Raw genomic sequence first — 15,636 nt, forward strand, 5'->3', positions numbered from 1 at the left:
CTATATTCTCCTAATAAAACCCAATGCGTCGTGGCTCATCTTCTTGATAGCGTTGCTGCCACTGTAAATCGTCAGGCATCAAATTGTTTCGATTCGCTTGTATAGCTTTGGCATAAGCACTTTCAAACACCTGAATCATTTGTCTAGGACTCATCGATTCCAGAATATTCAAGACTTCAGCTGACAGCTCATCAAACTGAATACTAAGCGCATATTCTTCTTGTAAATTATGGTGCACACTTTTGGCTACCATTCTTACCTGGTCTGTTGTGAGATTTGGAATCTTAAAGACTCGAAACCGTGACACAATGGCCGGGTGAATTTTGTTCACATCATTTGCAGCAGCCACAAAATTGATACAACTCGCATTAAAAGCCACAGCTTGACCATAGCACTGGTCTATAAACTTAGAGGCGGCATTAGGTTCCAACAAATCATACATTGCAATCATTGGGTCTCCACCGTTGCCATTAGACTGAATGACTTTATCCAGCTCATCCAAAAAGTAAATAAAGTTGCCTACTTCTTGGGTTAATAATTGGCTTGCAATAGAGCCGGGTTTTGCGCCATTCCAACTGGAATCCATACCCGCCAACCCAAAATTCGAGGATAAGGCACCGGCATTCTCCTGAACAAATGGCACATTCAAAATACCGCTTAGCTTATTTAAAAACGCGGTTTTACCAACCCCGGGCTCTCCTACGAGTAATAAGGGCTTAAAATGCACAATCTTTTTTCCAGCCAACATCAATGTCATTTGACTTTCTAAAAAATCAATGACCTCAGAAAAATTTGGAAAGCTTTTTTTCATACCCTCTAAGTTTTTTAAAATCGTTTTATTGACTGGCTGCAAAAGCTTCCAGTCACACATTGACTCTAGACCTGAAAATAAATCTCTCTGAACTTTGTTAACTGACTCGATATGCTCTTTTTTTATAAACACTTGCAGAGCATTTTTCTTTCTCGCCAAAACCCTAGATTCTTCTTTTGCTACCGCTTCTTTTTCTTTTTCCTGCGCTTTCTCAGCCTTAAATGCCTTCATCCTTTGTTTTGCGCGTTGTTGCGATTCATCATCCATATTACATTCCTCTCATTTGAATACCATGGCCTAAGCCATAAGCATTCATAAACTATATTCTATATATAATTTTATAAAAGTGAAAGATTTTTGATTATTTTTTATATATAATCTACTAAACAACATTTATGACCATTTGTATGTAACACACATGACAACAATCAATATTTCTGAAATTGCAGAGTTTATTTCTGGCATTGCTTTTGGGAAGGTCAAGCAACTCAATGTCCCATTATCAGTGGCACATACAGAAACGGTTACAAAACTGATTCGCCCGCAGGATTTACCCAAATCAGGACTATTGAATGCGGAACATCTGCACACAATCCCGACAGTCGAATTAAATGGCGAGCAGCATAATCAAATTCAATCTCATCACTTGATTCGATCCAACGACATACTGGTCGTTTCTAAGGGGTCAAGTTTTCGCTCAGCCATTGTTAAAGAGCTTGAAACAGATGTGCGGTTTGTCATTAATAATAATTTGATTGTGATTCGCCCGAATGAAGTGCCCGCAGACTTTCTATCTTTAATGCTAAACACGCGCTGGTTTTACGAAAACTACATCGCTCCCCATCAAAAGGACCAACTTTCAGTCAGCATCAAACAACTTAAAGAAACCCAACTAGTAGAGCCCAACTTGGAACAGAAACTGCATTTTGAGGAAGTGCTAGAAACCTATCACAATGAACTGGATGCATTGGACAAACTCCAATTAGCCGCTAAAGCACATGTGGATAGCTATCTTCTTGAAGCTATCTTTGAGAACAATGGATAGGCGTCATGAAAAGAACCACTCGAATTCTCAACTTCTCTGCATCCCCTGCTGCCAAAACAGACCTAGTACCGGTTCTATATTCGCTTTTGTCAGCGGTGAATTTTCTAAAAAAAGAGGATGCACTTACCTTAACGGTCTTGCTATGTTGGTGTCGATTCAACCAACCAGGTGAGTTTTTAAAAATACAGCATGCTTTACAGACTAAAGATGTCGACTCAGCTTCTTGTTTACTCGACAACTTATACCAGCAACAAAAGCTGAGTCTGCCTTTCAGTAAAGCGCACTTTTTGGACATTTTTAGAATGGGTAAACCTGAAACCAATCTTAGTAGGTTTTCCGAACTGTTTCATGGACTGTCTAATGAACAATACGATGCCCATCAACTTTCACATTCGCTATACCAACTCATTCGTCAGAACACACAGACATTTGAAACCCAGGTTTTAAGTAGCAATTCGCTTGAGTTTATAGAAGCGTTGCTAACGCAGCTTAACTTACCTGAACATGTAAAAATAATGGATGGTGCTGCATCTTTTGGTCTACTACTACAGCACTTTATCAGCGAAGACGATGAGGTTATCCTGACAGAGCAATCGGAAGACCGTTTGCTGCTCTCGAAACTTATACTTAGCCTTCGGGGTATCAGCTCGGTTACCTTCAATAATCATAATCCCTTATGCCAAGAAACAGCAGTCATTTCAGAAAACGCAGATATTTATTTGAGCTTTCCTAAACAACCTTATGCATTATCGGTTAACGAGCGCAATGCCGACCACTTTTATCTTCCTGAAGACCATCATGGCTTGGTCAATCGCAATTCAGCTGATGCTTTGTGGATACAATATGGCTTGTTTCATTTAAACCAAAACGGCAAACTATTGTTGGTAGTCCGAGATGGCTTTCTATCTCGTTTGGGCTATGACTTAATCGTCAGAAAACAACTGATTCAAAAAAACCTAGTGGATTGTGTGGTTCATTTGAATGCGCATCCAAGTTTTAAAGGCCAACACCTGAGTCTGTTGGTGTTAGACAAATCAAGAACCTTGGATTCTCTTCCTGTTAGAGTTTTCGATCTCAGAAGTTTATCTGCATATGAACGACACGAACTTGATATTGATATGATTATAAATTCAACACAAGAAGCCTATGAAGCCCATGTCGATGCCAGACTCATACCAAACATCAGAATGACGTTATCTTTTAAAGCTATCCAAAATCATCATTACAGTTTAGACTCAGCTGACTATCGCCAGGATTTATCAAAGGATAATCATCAATGGTCGTCTTCTAAGATAACCTATCAGCACTACCAAGAGACCTACAAAGACTTTTGCAAGCAGCATGAAAAGCTTATAAAACTAACTTCTCTCAAAAAGCATTGATGAATTGAGTGACTTAGTGCTTCATTCCTGGAGCAGCCTTGGTATTAAAATCAAACCCAACAGCAGCTGGTCGATGGGCATTAAACTGATTGACCCTAGCAACGTCTGCCGAGTCAGCCACTACTGAGAAACCAACTCGACCATTGAGTTTTCGACCATAAGACTGAGTTGCAGTTTGATTTGAGCGGTGTCCCATTAATGCAGCCAATTCATTTAAACCGATACCACTTTTTTTAGCATTCGCTGAGAATTGATGTCTGCCGCTATAAAGTGTGATGCGATTTTTCTTGGCTATTTTTTGAAGCTGGGGGTTGGTTCGATAGAGTTGCCCTAAAAACTGTCGAGCTTTTTGCAAATACTTATCCGCCTCATATCTTATATAAGTTGCCATGGCTTCCTCGTATTGCTTTTGAGTCAATTGATTTTTTGATACAGGATTTCCTGAAGCTTGAAATTTTTGCGTAGCTTCTTTTTTCAACTGATTGAAAATTTTCTTCAGCTTATAGGGATGAGTAAATACATCAATACTTTTTCCAAAACTGGTAAGAGCCTCATCACTCAATCGAATAGTACGAGTATCGCCATGACATCTATCATTAGTGTTTTTTGCATTTAAAACCCTAATACCAACCGTTTTTCCTGCACTGTCTTTTTGCCACTTAAAATCCAACCATTCAATTGGCCTCAGCCCCCAAATCATTGACGCACTTATCATATGAATAATGAACTCGGAATACTGCGATTTTGAGTTGGTCAAAACATCAAATAATATCGCCAGACTTTTGAAATTAATGTGCTTGGCTTTGAGACTCGAAGTGCGTTTTCCAAAAGTTTCCTGCACCCGCTTTTTAGAGTGGCTGGATTTTAAGAAATCTGGATAGACTGTTGCGATATCGATATCAAATTTAACCATCGCATAATACCTTACAGCACTTCTATATTGGCGCCTGGTTGACGGAGACAAGTGGTCTGCTTTGGTATGCAACCACTCCAAGAATGTTGCCCAATTGCGATAAGTCGACAAATTGTGATTGGTTTCAGTTTCATAACTGTTGATTAATGACTCGGTTCTTTTTTGATAAGCGATTATCGTTAAATTACTTTTGCTCATCTTAACTTCCGTACGTTACATCTATAATATTTAGAGCATACAGTAAGAACGAAAAACTTGAAAAGAGCAAAAACCTGGGATTTCGATAAAAGTTAGAAGTATTTATTCAATAGGATTTTTTACACCAAATTACATTGTTTTGATTTATTTTTTTACACCAAACTTTATGGTCTTCTATTTTTTTACACCAAATTACCATATCCAATTCTATTCCATCAGCCGCTTTAACACTTAACGGCCAGTAACTCACTCCACCTAGTCGTAAACCGCTTCGACATCAAATCCCGTTTCATCTGCCAATCTGTTTTTGATTTGATGCCAGATGAACCAAGGAAAACGCAGTCTCTTCCCTCTTTTTGGTTAACGCTATCAAGGGCTTTCATCAAGGCATCGAATTTATCACTTGGTGCGTAATGAGGATTAGGGGCGAATACATCCAACTGACATGGACCTTTAAAAGCAATTTCAGATAAAGTGATACCGGCTTTTTGGTAATTCACGCCGGGTCTATAGATGTGTTTTAAGAGTCGTCTTGCATGCTTGGCCAACAGTATGGTGTTATCGGTTGGATAGACCAATCCAACTGATTGGCCATTGGCATAATAGGGTTCTTTTTTGTCATGAGGATTAGAGCGGATATAGACAGATAACACTGAACACACTGAGTTTTGTTTTCTAAGCTTTTCTCCGGCTCTGGCGGTATAGGTCACCACCGCTTGTTCGAGTTCTTTATAACTGGTGACTTTCTTGCCAAAGGAACGAGAAGAGACAATCTGTTTTTTCGGCACTGGATTTTCTTCCAGTTGATAACAGGCTTGGCCATTCAGCTCTCTCACCGTCTTTTCCATCACCACACCGTACTTCTTGCGGATCGCAGTGATACTTGCCTGTTTGAGGTCAAGTGCAGTATTGAAACCATCGGCTTTAAGACGTTTGGTGTATTGTCTCCCTATCCCCCAGATATTGGAGATATCCACCTTAGAGTATAGATGATTGAGCGTGGAGTCAGATAAAGCAGTTAAATCCAGTACGCCCTCATAACCTTCTACTTTCTTGGCGAGATGATTGGCTAGCTTGGCTTGGGTTTTAGATGCCCCAATACCAACCGCTACCGGAATACCGATGTATTGATAGACGGTGGCTTTAATATCTTGAGCCAGTTCTGTGAGGTCGGTCAGTTGGTTGATTCCAGTCAGGTCAATAAAGGACTCATCTATGGAGTAGATTTCTTGTCTAGGCGCAAACTGCCCAATAATGGTGTGCATCCGATTAGACATATCGGCATAGAGTTCATAGTTGGAACTGAATACCGCTGTCTGATATTTTGCTAAAACGTCTTTAACCTTGAAATAAGGCTGGAACATCATGCTGGTTCGGGTAGCGGCCTGGTAGCCTCCTTTTCCCATACTCCCTTGGTTATGATTGAGGATTTCAGCATTGAGCTGCTTGGCAAGTTGATTGGCAGCAACAATACAACCATCGTTATTGGAAAGCACCACAACCGGACGCGTCCATAGCTCAGGCCGAAAGGCTGCTTCACAGGAAGCATAGAAGCTATTACCATCTACCAATGCAAAAACAGCCATATCAAACTCACACAAAATAAAGGAAAATCTGCACAATAGACTGTGCAAAATTAGATAAGATTGTCTTTATTTTATGATAAATGTAACAATATTCAAATGGAATGATGACACTCTTCCACAATTCATGTGGATAAGGTTTTGGATAACGTAAAAACAACTGACTTAAGTCATTGAATACAAACCTGGCTTGCATGGCTGCTTAATTTTTAGCCATAACATTATAAAATTAACGCAATATATGATTAGGAAAACACTTTGAGAATACTATTTGCCCTACTACTTGGTCTAACTACTATAACCGTTCAAGCTGGTGCGCCTTCTTCGTTCTCTAAGGCGAAAGAAATGCTCTATACCCAAGTGTATCCTAGCCATGGCTACACCATCTATACCGGCTGCCCTTGGCATATCACAAAGGGAAACAAGAAAGTGGTGGATTTAGAAGCCTGTGGATTGGCAAATGCTTTTCCCAAAAAGCAGATGAAACGTGCACAACGAGTTGAAGCTGAGCATGTCATACCAGCAAGTTGGTTCTTAAAGAAAAATGGCCAATGGCGCCAATGTGCAATTGACGCAAAACAACATCATAAGAACGCTCGTAAGTATTGTCAAAAACATGACCCTGAATATCGACGAGCGCATAACGATTTAGTGAATCTGTTCCCGTCTGTCGGTCAAATCAACGCTGACCGTTCTAATAAGCCTTATGCTGAAGCATTATCCGGAAATAAGGAGAAGACCTTTAGAGGTCAAGGTGAAAACGGAAGAACGATTGTGATTACTTCTCGTGTTGCCATCCCGCCAAAAGAAATTCGCGGGGATGTGGCTAGAATCGCTTTTTATTATGAACGTACTTATGGCTTGAAACTAAGCAAGCGACAAAATGAATTGTTTGAGCAGTGGTCGAAAATCGATCCTGTATCGCAAGAAGAACTCGCCAGAAATGATAAAATTAAACGAGTACAAGGCTGGTCAAATCCACTTCAAAAATAAAAGGAATACTGCGTGTTAAAAACAAACTATGTTTTTTTACTTTATTCAATTTTGCTCTATTCAATGCCTTCTCAAGCCTATGAGGTAAAAAGTGGTAACAGGGTTCATTATCAAGGAGCTTATCTATGTAATAATACACAGAAAGCTGAAATTACCAATACTCATTTATATTTTGCAAATGTTCCATTTAAATTTCACATAAGTGGTTATGTTAATAACAACCCAAACAACTATGTTTATGATGCATTTTCATATGGAAACGAACATGCCACTTTTTTTCCAGTACCTAATAATGGTTTTAATTTAATAATTCATACAACTGAACAACTAATTAATAGAGAAAAACCTAAGTATATTGGATATTGCGAAAAAATTAATTAATGCCTAAGCTCTATGTAGTCACTTGTAAAGATTATTTCAGGAGAAGAAATCGTGATTGCCAATATTTTTAAAATTGTTTTTCAAAATTTCCAGAAATTTATAGTGACATGGATCGTAGTTCTACTAGTTAATCAAATCTTTATCTTTCACGCTTGCTTTGCACCTTACTGCATTATCGCAGCATTACCACATACATCAGTGATTGCCGCATTGATTACTTTCTTTATGAATCAAGAGAGTAAGAACAGTAACTCTAACATTAACCGATATCACGAATCTTCTGAGTACTTAGAAAATAGAAATACTTATAATTCAGCAGAGCGTTCAGAAGAGCTTAAGAAGTTATCTTCAAATAAATTTTCTGCTCAAGATGGACAGGATATGCCCACCTGTCCAATTTGCGGAGCCTCAATGAAAAGAAGAACTGCTAGATATGGCCCTCACGCTGGCCAAGATTTTTGGGGATGCTCTAAGTATCCTAATTGCAAGGGGATTAGAAATATTGATTCCTAGTTTTTATAGTAAAAAGGACAAAATAATGAAGAATATAACGGTTTTCTTAACTTTACTGTTGGCGGCAAGCAATGCTTATTCATATGAGGCATCTTGCAACACCGATGATGGAAAAACTTTTCAAATTACAGTTCAAAACAAGGTTCTTACAGTCAACAACAAATATAACCATTACTACCAAGGTAAAACATTTACTGGCTTTTACAAATACTCGAATGATAAATACACTTACTATACAGGAACATTTTCCAATGGAGGTTTCCCGATTGAAGTAAAAAATAAATGGGGCTTGGATGCAAAAGGAGAGTGCAGATTTAAATAGGTTAAATTATCAACTAATAATTAAAGCTATAAATCAAAAAAGTAACAAAGATGTGGCCAAATTTACTTTAACACTACAATTGAAGTATAAAATAGCTAAGAAATGACTAGTAAATTAGTGGCGATTTACATATCAAAACATAGGTTATCAATGAAACATTCTGATCCCGACAATTTTTTGCAACCCAAGGTTACAAGGGCTTCACTAGCATTAAAATATTGGGGGACTTTTAATTTATTAGCACTAGCAATTTCATATTTCTTACCCATAACAACCTCTCACCATCTATTTTTTTTTAGGTCAACCGAAAGTTGGGGTTCATTAACTATTAGCGCATTAAGAAACACCGAATTCATTAACTTATTTTTTATATTTATTTTTTTCTTATTTCCAATGTACCAAGTATTTCTGACATTATTTACTAGCAGAAAAACTTCTAATCATGTCCTTTCACAACTTTTTTTAAATTCTCAAAAAATCTTTCTTTTTCTAAACATATTTATACTTTCGGTATTTCTATCAATCTTTTTTCTGAAAAATGTACAGGCACAAGTTGGATTTTATAGCTACATATTTGTTTTAATTTCAAACTCAATTCTGATATTTGTTTTAAAGAATCATCTGACCTCTGACGATACTATTAATCAGTATCGTAAAGAAATTTTTTCAAAAAAAAATAACGTAGTAAAAAAACTTTTAAAAAGGTACACCACAATAACTTTAATCTTAGCTGTAATCGCACTTGCATTTTATATCTGGTCTAAAAGCAAAAATGTCAGCCAATCAGCAGAAATAGGCTCAAATCAAATTCAAGCGGAAAGACAATTAGCTCCAGCATCTTTATATGACTCTAAACTTCGCTCAGCTATAAAGAACTCAGATGATTTATCTAAATATGAATTAGAGTTTCTTCAAGCTACGAACAACCTAATTGAATCAGGAAAATGTTCATTGGATGACTTTGAATATAATGGAGGTTGGTCAAGAGTCGCTAAAAGAAACTTACTTTATTTTACTTTTTGTGGTGGCCACACAATCAAAAACAGAATTTATTTAAATGTCAGTGATGGAGACCTAATGTATGAAAACCTTCCATACTGATAGAATTGAATACAAATGACACGCCCGAAGGGAGTCGAACCCCTAACCGCTCGGTTCGTAGCCGTTAAAACAATCATTAAAAATCAATAACTTACTTTATACTTTCCCACAACATACCCCCTGTTTAGCCCCGCTTATATGCGATTTGCAGAAGTTCTTGTGGGAAAAAACGCACCTTTATTTTTCACCTAAACCCAATAACCTCAACCCTTTTCCTAAACACCTGTCAAATTAGAAAGTGCTTTGCACCTTCTCCAAGGTTTCTATTTCGTTTAACGTTAACGGAAAGTGAAAAAACTGCTTTTTTTGGATCATATAATTTTCTTAACAACTGATTAAAAAATTGAAAAGGATAAATATATGCAAAAATTAAAAAATACAGCGCTAGACATACAGTTCAAATTTGGTTGGAAAAATATTTTTTTCTGTTTAAATATCAAAAAATACTTTGAAACAAAAAATGTAGGTAATTGAAAGAGATGAAAACTCCTTATGCAAAGTTAAATCTCGAAAATGTTCTTTCGTTCTCTGAATTCATTCCTGCATGTAATGCTGAAAAGGGAAAAGACTATTACTGCCCTGATTGCAATTCAGTTGTTAGAAGAAGGATAAGTTCTAAAGGCCTAGCCCATTTCTATCATTTAGGCGTGGAATGTTCAGGTGGTGGACTTGAAACAACTTTGCACTTACTCGCTAAAAGCTTATTAGAGAAGTACAAAAAAATTTGGATACCAAATTGCATCACAGGATATAAGTTCTTTCTTCCAAGTAAAGATTCATGTGGTAAATTTCATCGCCCTGTACTTAGTCCAAAAGACATTTCAACAATAAATAAGAACCAACCTCAACCTTACTTTTATGAGGTTTGCTACTTACCATCAAATTTCAACCCACCTAAGCCTCAACCGGGTGTTCACATCATTTACAAAAACTTTTCATATGGACTAATGGATATTGAAGCCATCGAAATTGAAAAATCATTAGACATCATTCGACCCGATATTTACGCAACTATTAATGGGAAAAAACACCTTATAGAAATTGCAAATACACATTTTGTAGATAGTGAAAAACTGGCAAAAATTAGATACTTGGATATTCCGAGCATTGAAATTAATATTAGTACAATGGCTATTGCCTGCCCTGAAGAACTTCTGACCCTGTTAATTAAACCAAATAGATCTACATCATGGCTCCACTACTCAAATCAACTTCTCACAGATTTTGCAGCCGAAAGTGAAACTTATATTGAACAATATATAGCTCAAACAGAACGAAATTTTACACCACAAGAAAAAATTAAACACCAGCAATTTCAATCTCATGCGAATCAAATTCAGTTAATCACACCTAAAGCCTGGGAAAAAGGAATGCCTAAACTAATTGGATCAGAAGTAGAAGTAGTACATGCGAAAATTGCTCGATCAAACCGAATTAATAGATTTGGAAAAGATGATTATCTCGTTCAAACTATTGCGAGTGCACATGATTGGTTACTCTTATCAAAAAGCGACGAGCTATACAAAAAAGAACCGGCCCTGTTAAAAAAGTATTTTAACGTTAAACAACAACCCTAACTCAGGGATAAACAACATGAAAAATCCAAAGTGGATGAATGAAGTAACTGAAGCATTTCGAGCTCATAATGGAGTAGCTTCTCTGAAGGACATTTATCAATACATAACCACACATTCAAAAAGCGACTATGCCGATCCCAAAACTTGGGAAGCGCAAATTCGAAGAGTCATATACACGCATTCTAGTGATTGCGAAATTTTTAACGGCAAAGATGACTTGTTTATCTCAGAAGATGGGAAAGGAAATGGAGTTTGGAGAATGCGTTCATCTTACAATGTAGAAAGTGTGAGTGAATTAAAAGACCTACCAATTGGTGCTTTATTAAACGCAACGCAAATTAGCCAGATTACAGGGATAAACCAAGTAAAAGGGATACATCCTGTAAATTCTGATAGTGTAAATGCTGTCATACTATGCACAACTGGAAGCAATAATGACTACCCAAATGAGTGGATTCAAAAATATAATACTTTGAAATATTATTTGGAAGGAAAGAAAACTGACACTGGGGAAAAGAAATATAACCCTAGTATAAAGTCCAACTTAGTCGTAAATAATGCAACAGAATCAAGTCCCTTATTAGTATTTTCAAGATCTAAGAAAAACGAAAAATTCACTTTTTTTGGTAAGTTTGTCCCAGAAAAACATATTGTCCATGAAGCTGATGGAGGAATGTTTTTTATTCTTCAACGGATTCACCACCCTATGCAATTGGGAAGTATTTTAACCTCAGAAGATGATGAACAATTTCCTGAGGGTAAAATTAAAGAACGCATGCATAAAACGCGAGAAAGAAACTCTAGATTAATTGCTGAAGCAAAAAAACAATTCAAAGCAAAACACGGCAAATTATTCTGCGAGATATGTGGCTTCAACTTTGAAGAAAAATATGGTCATGAGATTGGAAAAGATTTTATTGAAGCACACCACACAAAACCTATTTCTGAGCTAAAAGAGAACGATACCACAAATATTTCTGATTTAGCTATGGTTTGCTCAAACTGTCATAGAATGATACACAGAGCAAGGCCCTGGAAATCACCTCAGGACTTAAAATCGATTCTGGAGTGATTTTTTGGGGAGTAAATAGACTACTCGGTTTGTAACCGAGTGAACAATCTTTAATTTTCAATAGGTTAGAGATGGATTCCCACAAAAGTTCCCACAATAGAGTACCTTTTGCTAATTTTTGTGGGAATTTCCCACAAAATCTTGACTGATTTTAGACGTCAAAAAACGACTTGAGAACAAGCTTAATACATTGATTTTAAAGGGAAAATAAATGGTGCGCCCGAAGGGAGTCGAACCCCTAACCGCTCGGTTCGTAGCCGAGTACTTGTTACAAATATTTTTAGCGAGTTTTTGAAACTGCAGTTATTAATTGAATCTTCTATCTGACCTCTACAAATTAATATCAATTCGACAATACTTCTCTTAGACAGCTACGTTTTTTTGTTTGTCTTTAGTATTAGGCGGCATATTCCTCGCCATAATTTCAAGAGCAGTTTTGGCTTGTGAGGGCGCAAGGTGACCATAGTGTTGTTCAATCATCTCCGTAGACTTGTGCCCAACCAGTTTGGCTACAGAAAACAGTGGAATTCCATTTTGAACCAGCTTAGAAATAAAATGGTGTCTCAGAGAGTAAAAATTCAAACTTTCATCTAAACCACCCAGTTTTTTTATGTTTTCCCAACCCGTCAAGTGAGCTTTTTTATCCATTCTAGCGCCAGCTCTAGGACTTGGAAAAACCAAACCAGTTGAAAGATTTCCTTGTTGCTCATTCCACTTTTTCATTATTTCAATAATTTCATTTGGAAGGGGTAAATCGATCTGTATCGGTGATTGATTTGCCTTTGTATGATGTATTGTTTTTTCTGGATATTTAACAAGTCTTCCAAAGTCCAAATTGAGCTCATCCCAAGTGAGACCAAGTAAATCTCCAGAACGCATGCCAGTGAAATAAGCAAGATAAGTAAATGGGACTATCCAGTGACAATAGGTAAGTTTTTCAAACGATGGTAAGTCAGGCTTTCCATGCTTTATGGAACTTTTTCTTCGGTTTCTAACAACTTCATTATAGGAATCAATTCCTTTAAAAAGTGAACTGACCTCTTCATCAGTCAATATTCTTCTTTTCTTTTTATTATCTGCTTCAAACGATAATGCATCAGCCTTAGATTGCTTTAAAAGGAGTGATTTTTTAGGTAACGGATTTTTAGAAATAAACTCAGCTTCTTCTGCAAGATTAAGCACAGCTTTTAATGCTTGATAAGCTTTTAGTACAGTTGCATATTTAACTTCTTTTTCACGTTTAATTTGCCAAGATTGAATATCCTGCTTGGTGATATCTTCCATGTTCATTTCGAACAAGTGCCCGAAATTTCTTCTCAAGATTGACAACACCTCTTTTGAAGTTTCATTTCGACTAATATGATTGGCATAATAGCCATTCACAAAGGAGCCTAGGTTCTTTTGTTCTTCCAGTTGTTTATTACGAACAGCATACTTTTTTGTTAAGCGTTTTTGTTCTAAAGGGTCAACGCCACCAGCGATGATATCTATAGCCTTTTGAGCTGCTAAGGCAGGTTTAATTTCACTGAACTTTCCAATGGTAACATCTCTTCTTTTACCAAAATCATCTTGATATCTCAGTCTGAAAGACACCCCATTTTTCATTCTTTTTGCATAAAAACCTGTGATTTTTGTGCAATAAATCTTGTCATGGACAGAAGAACTTCTTAAAAAGTCACCAATTTTCGACTCAGTTAAGCTTGTAACCGTTGGTTTAGCCATGTTTCACCCTCCAAAAAAAGTCGCCAAAAAGTCACCATATGTTGACTTAAAACCAGGTAAAACACAATAAAACTTTTAAAAAGGAATGTGACAAAAAACAACGTATCTTGTTGATATTATGGGTATATATACACTACACCTATAATTTTAGCAAATTCCAATATAGATGAAGAACGGAATGGGGTGGCGGGGGTCGTAGGTTCAAATCCTACTGTCCCGACCAATTATTTCCAATAAAATCAACGGCATACAATTACGCCTAAATTTTTAATTTACTCTCCAAAACAGCCATTCCCTGCATAAAACCAACACACCCATACAGAAAAAACCTTTACAATTCAACCAGTTAACTCAGACTCAACCTCTACAACAAAATCCTGAGCCAAGTTTTACGTGAATACCCCCGTCTTAGCATGGCGGGAGTCTAGAGCAACGCCAAGAAATTAAATAGCTAAATATCAACAACTTACAAAACACACATACAGTTTCATTTGTTCTTAGTTGCTCCTGTTTGTTCTTAGTTGTTCCTAAAAATTGCTACCTTACTGAGACCTCCAAAGTAAAATATCGTACGAAAGTGCATGAAAGCATTTAATCGCCACTAATTTACTAGACACTTCTTAGCCATTTTATAATGGTTAAAAACGGTATTTTTTACGGTTTCAATAGGAACAAAACCTATAAATGTCTTTTAAAAACAATGTGTTACAAAAGGTGAATGGCGCGCCCGAAGAGCTATATTTATTGAATAATAAAAAAGTCTGTGCCTTGATTCACCAAGCTTTATGGATAAAGGACATTCAAGGTTTACATACATGGAAACAAACTTATGTGAATTGTTCGACAAATTGATAACAGTTTAGCACTGCAATACCTAAAACACTCATTACTAATGAATAGCACAAAGTGTCTGGTAAATTAGTGGCGATTCACTGGTTAAATTGTTCTAAAGATGTGGTCACTTTTACGTGACGTGACCACTACAGTTTGCTTCATTAATTTTTTGAATCACTTGGCTTATAGAGTCGTTCGGGTGCGGGAAAACCACAGCTGGTTCCATCTTTAACTCGAACAGCATCATCCCATGGCAGATTGTAGATTCCTTTGGTTATATCTGTCATGTAAGTATAGGGGCAATCGGTTGCTCCGCCTTTTACGGCCACATATCCTCTATGGCCAAATTGGTAAATATTATTTTCAACTCCCCATGTAATTCTAGCTTCGTCAACTAAATCTGGTCGAACTTCTGCTGTAATAATTTCATCAGGTATGCTGTTTCCTTCAACGATTGAGGAACCATCAAAGTTAACAATCATGCCCTCGCCCATGGAGTTAAAAGTGTCATCTGAACCCGCAAGACAAACACTGGCGGTGACCATTAGATTGCAGAATGCATTGGCTTGATTGGTGATTTTCCAGCTGTGTTTGATAGGTGCGGTATAACCTGCCGTGCGAAGCATGACATTTGCGCCTTTGTAGGCGCATTCTCTAGCCATTTCAGGAAACATGCCATCGTGACAGATAATTAGAGCCAGTTTTGAACCATTGGGTCCGTCACAAACAGGAATACCTAGATCACCAGGCTCCCAGGGTTCAACCGGAACCCATGGGTGAAGTTTGCGATAAAAGAGTTTTACTTCACCGCTGTCATCAATGATTAAGCCTGTGTTGTAGGGGTTGCCGTTAGGGTTGTATTCCATAATTGAAAAACAGCCCCATATTTTATTTTCACGACAAGCGCTTTGAAAGGCTTGTACTTCTGGACCATCGCGATGACACATAATTTCATCGCTGATATCCATTGAAAGTCCATGTAAGCAATATTCTGGAAACACAACCAAATCCATTCTAGGCATTCGATTTCTTGCTTTACTGACCAATTCACAGACTTTTTGCGTTTCGTTTGCAAGGTCATTAGGTGTTTTAACGTTGGGGAGTTGTTTTTGAACGAGTCCAATTACAATTCCTTTGTCCGATTTATTAAGGCCGCCAAGTCCACTCATGGGTTGATCTCCTTGTAAAT

The 15,636-nt window shown here is 37.2% G+C and carries 14 protein-coding genes; 9 read left to right on the forward strand and 5 right to left on the reverse strand.

Annotation, left to right across the window (positions count from 1 at the left end):
- Window positions 1-10 precede the first annotated feature (10 nt).
- Entirely contained in the window at window positions 11-1,078 is a 1,068-nt protein-coding gene (locus N745_RS0108545) for an AAA family ATPase (protein WP_024851706.1), read from the reverse strand.
- 151 nt (window positions 1,079-1,229) lie between these two features.
- Here N745_RS0108545 and N745_RS0108550 point away from each other — a divergent pair, with 151 nt between their 5' ends.
- Window positions 1,230-1,856 carry a restriction endonuclease subunit S gene (locus N745_RS0108550; protein ID WP_024851707.1) on the forward strand — a complete coding sequence of 209 codons (627 nt, stop codon included), beginning with the start codon at window positions 1,230-1,232 and terminating at the stop codon, window positions 1,854-1,856.
- A 5-nt stretch (window positions 1,857-1,861) separates the two neighbouring features.
- Window positions 1,862-3,238 carry an N-6 DNA methylase gene (locus N745_RS0108555; RefSeq protein WP_024851708.1) on the forward strand — a complete coding sequence of 459 codons (1,377 nt, stop codon included), beginning with the start codon at window positions 1,862-1,864 and terminating at the stop codon, window positions 3,236-3,238.
- A 13-nt stretch (window positions 3,239-3,251) separates the two neighbouring features.
- On the opposite strand, the gene N745_RS0108560 is transcribed toward N745_RS0108555, so the two are convergent.
- Window positions 3,252-4,151, reverse strand: a complete 900-nt coding sequence (locus N745_RS0108560) for a site-specific integrase (protein WP_157833755.1) — start codon at window positions 4,149-4,151, stop codon at window positions 3,252-3,254.
- Window positions 4,152-4,573: 422 nt separating this feature from the next.
- Window positions 4,574-5,935 (reverse strand): Y-family DNA polymerase, encoded by a 1,362-nt coding sequence (locus N745_RS0108565; protein ID WP_024851710.1) that lies wholly within the window; start codon window positions 5,933-5,935, stop codon window positions 4,574-4,576.
- 255 nt (window positions 5,936-6,190) lie between these two features.
- On the opposite strand from N745_RS0108565, the gene N745_RS0108570 reads away from it, so the two are divergent.
- From N745_RS0108570 to N745_RS12660, 7 genes are all read left to right on the forward strand, one after another.
- Entirely contained in the window at window positions 6,191-6,925 is a 735-nt protein-coding gene (locus N745_RS0108570) for an endonuclease (RefSeq protein WP_157833756.1), read from the forward strand.
- 12 nt (window positions 6,926-6,937) lie between these two features.
- A complete protein-coding gene (locus N745_RS0108575; RefSeq protein WP_024851712.1) occupies window positions 6,938-7,306 on the forward strand; it encodes a hypothetical protein in 369 nt (122 codons plus the stop codon).
- Between the two features lie 51 nt (window positions 7,307-7,357).
- A complete protein-coding gene (locus tag N745_RS12705) occupies window positions 7,358-7,819 on the forward strand; it encodes a topoisomerase DNA-binding C4 zinc finger domain-containing protein (protein WP_024851713.1) in 462 nt (153 codons plus the stop codon).
- 25 nt (window positions 7,820-7,844) lie between these two features.
- Window positions 7,845-8,141, forward strand: a complete 297-nt coding sequence (locus N745_RS0108585; protein WP_024851714.1) for a hypothetical protein — start codon at window positions 7,845-7,847, stop codon at window positions 8,139-8,141.
- Window positions 8,142-8,291: 150 nt separating this feature from the next.
- Window positions 8,292-9,242 (forward strand): hypothetical protein, encoded by a 951-nt coding sequence (locus N745_RS12305; RefSeq protein WP_024851715.1) that lies wholly within the window; start codon window positions 8,292-8,294, stop codon window positions 9,240-9,242.
- Window positions 9,243-9,721: 479 nt separating this feature from the next.
- A complete protein-coding gene (locus tag N745_RS0108600; RefSeq protein WP_024851716.1) occupies window positions 9,722-10,819 on the forward strand; it encodes a competence protein CoiA family protein in 1,098 nt (365 codons plus the stop codon).
- Between the two features lie 16 nt (window positions 10,820-10,835).
- Window positions 10,836-11,891: an HNH endonuclease gene (locus N745_RS12660; protein WP_024851717.1), complete on the forward strand. Its 1,056-nt coding sequence runs from the start codon at window positions 10,836-10,838 to the stop codon at window positions 11,889-11,891.
- A gap of 363 nt (window positions 11,892-12,254) precedes the next feature.
- Here the strand turns inward: N745_RS12660 and N745_RS0108610 are convergent, their stop codons facing one another.
- Both N745_RS0108610 and N745_RS0108620 read right to left on the reverse strand, forming a co-directional pair.
- Window positions 12,255-13,613 carry a site-specific integrase gene (locus tag N745_RS0108610; protein ID WP_024851718.1) on the reverse strand — a complete coding sequence of 453 codons (1,359 nt, stop codon included), beginning with the start codon at window positions 13,611-13,613 and terminating at the stop codon, window positions 12,255-12,257.
- Between the two features lie 995 nt (window positions 13,614-14,608).
- Window positions 14,609-15,616 carry a formamidase gene (locus N745_RS0108620; protein ID WP_024851719.1) on the reverse strand — a complete coding sequence of 336 codons (1,008 nt, stop codon included), beginning with the start codon at window positions 15,614-15,616 and terminating at the stop codon, window positions 14,609-14,611.
- Between the last annotated feature and the right edge of the window lie 20 nt (window positions 15,617-15,636).

The organism is Hydrogenovibrio kuenenii DSM 12350, assembly GCF_000526715.1.
Lineage (GTDB): Bacteria > Pseudomonadota > Gammaproteobacteria > Thiomicrospirales > Thiomicrospiraceae > Hydrogenovibrio > Hydrogenovibrio kuenenii.

Coding starts and splice junctions, on each gene's coding strand:
- N745_RS0108545 (WP_024851706.1), bottom strand. CDS start 1,078: ATGGATGATGAATCGCAACAACGCGCAAAACAAAGGATGAAGGCATTT.
- N745_RS0108550 (WP_024851707.1), top strand. CDS start 1,230: ATGACAACAATCAATATTTCTGAAATTGCAGAGTTTATTTCTGGCATT.
- N745_RS0108555 (WP_024851708.1), top strand. CDS start 1,862: ATGAAAAGAACCACTCGAATTCTCAACTTCTCTGCATCCCCTGCTGCC.
- N745_RS0108560 (WP_157833755.1), bottom strand. CDS start 4,151: ATGGTTAAATTTGATATCGATATCGCAACAGTCTATCCAGATTTCTTA.
- N745_RS0108565 (WP_024851710.1), bottom strand. CDS start 5,935: ATGGCTGTTTTTGCATTGGTAGATGGTAATAGCTTCTATGCTTCCTGT.
- N745_RS0108585 (WP_024851714.1), top strand. CDS start 7,845: ATGAAGAATATAACGGTTTTCTTAACTTTACTGTTGGCGGCAAGCAAT.
- N745_RS12305 (WP_024851715.1), top strand. CDS start 8,292: ATGAAACATTCTGATCCCGACAATTTTTTGCAACCCAAGGTTACAAGG.
- N745_RS0108600 (WP_024851716.1), top strand. CDS start 9,722: ATGAAAACTCCTTATGCAAAGTTAAATCTCGAAAATGTTCTTTCGTTC.
- N745_RS12660 (WP_024851717.1), top strand. CDS start 10,836: ATGAAAAATCCAAAGTGGATGAATGAAGTAACTGAAGCATTTCGAGCT.
- N745_RS0108610 (WP_024851718.1), bottom strand. CDS start 13,613: ATGGCTAAACCAACGGTTACAAGCTTAACTGAGTCGAAAATTGGTGAC.
- N745_RS0108620 (WP_024851719.1), bottom strand. CDS start 15,616: ATGAGTGGACTTGGCGGCCTTAATAAATCGGACAAAGGAATTGTAATT.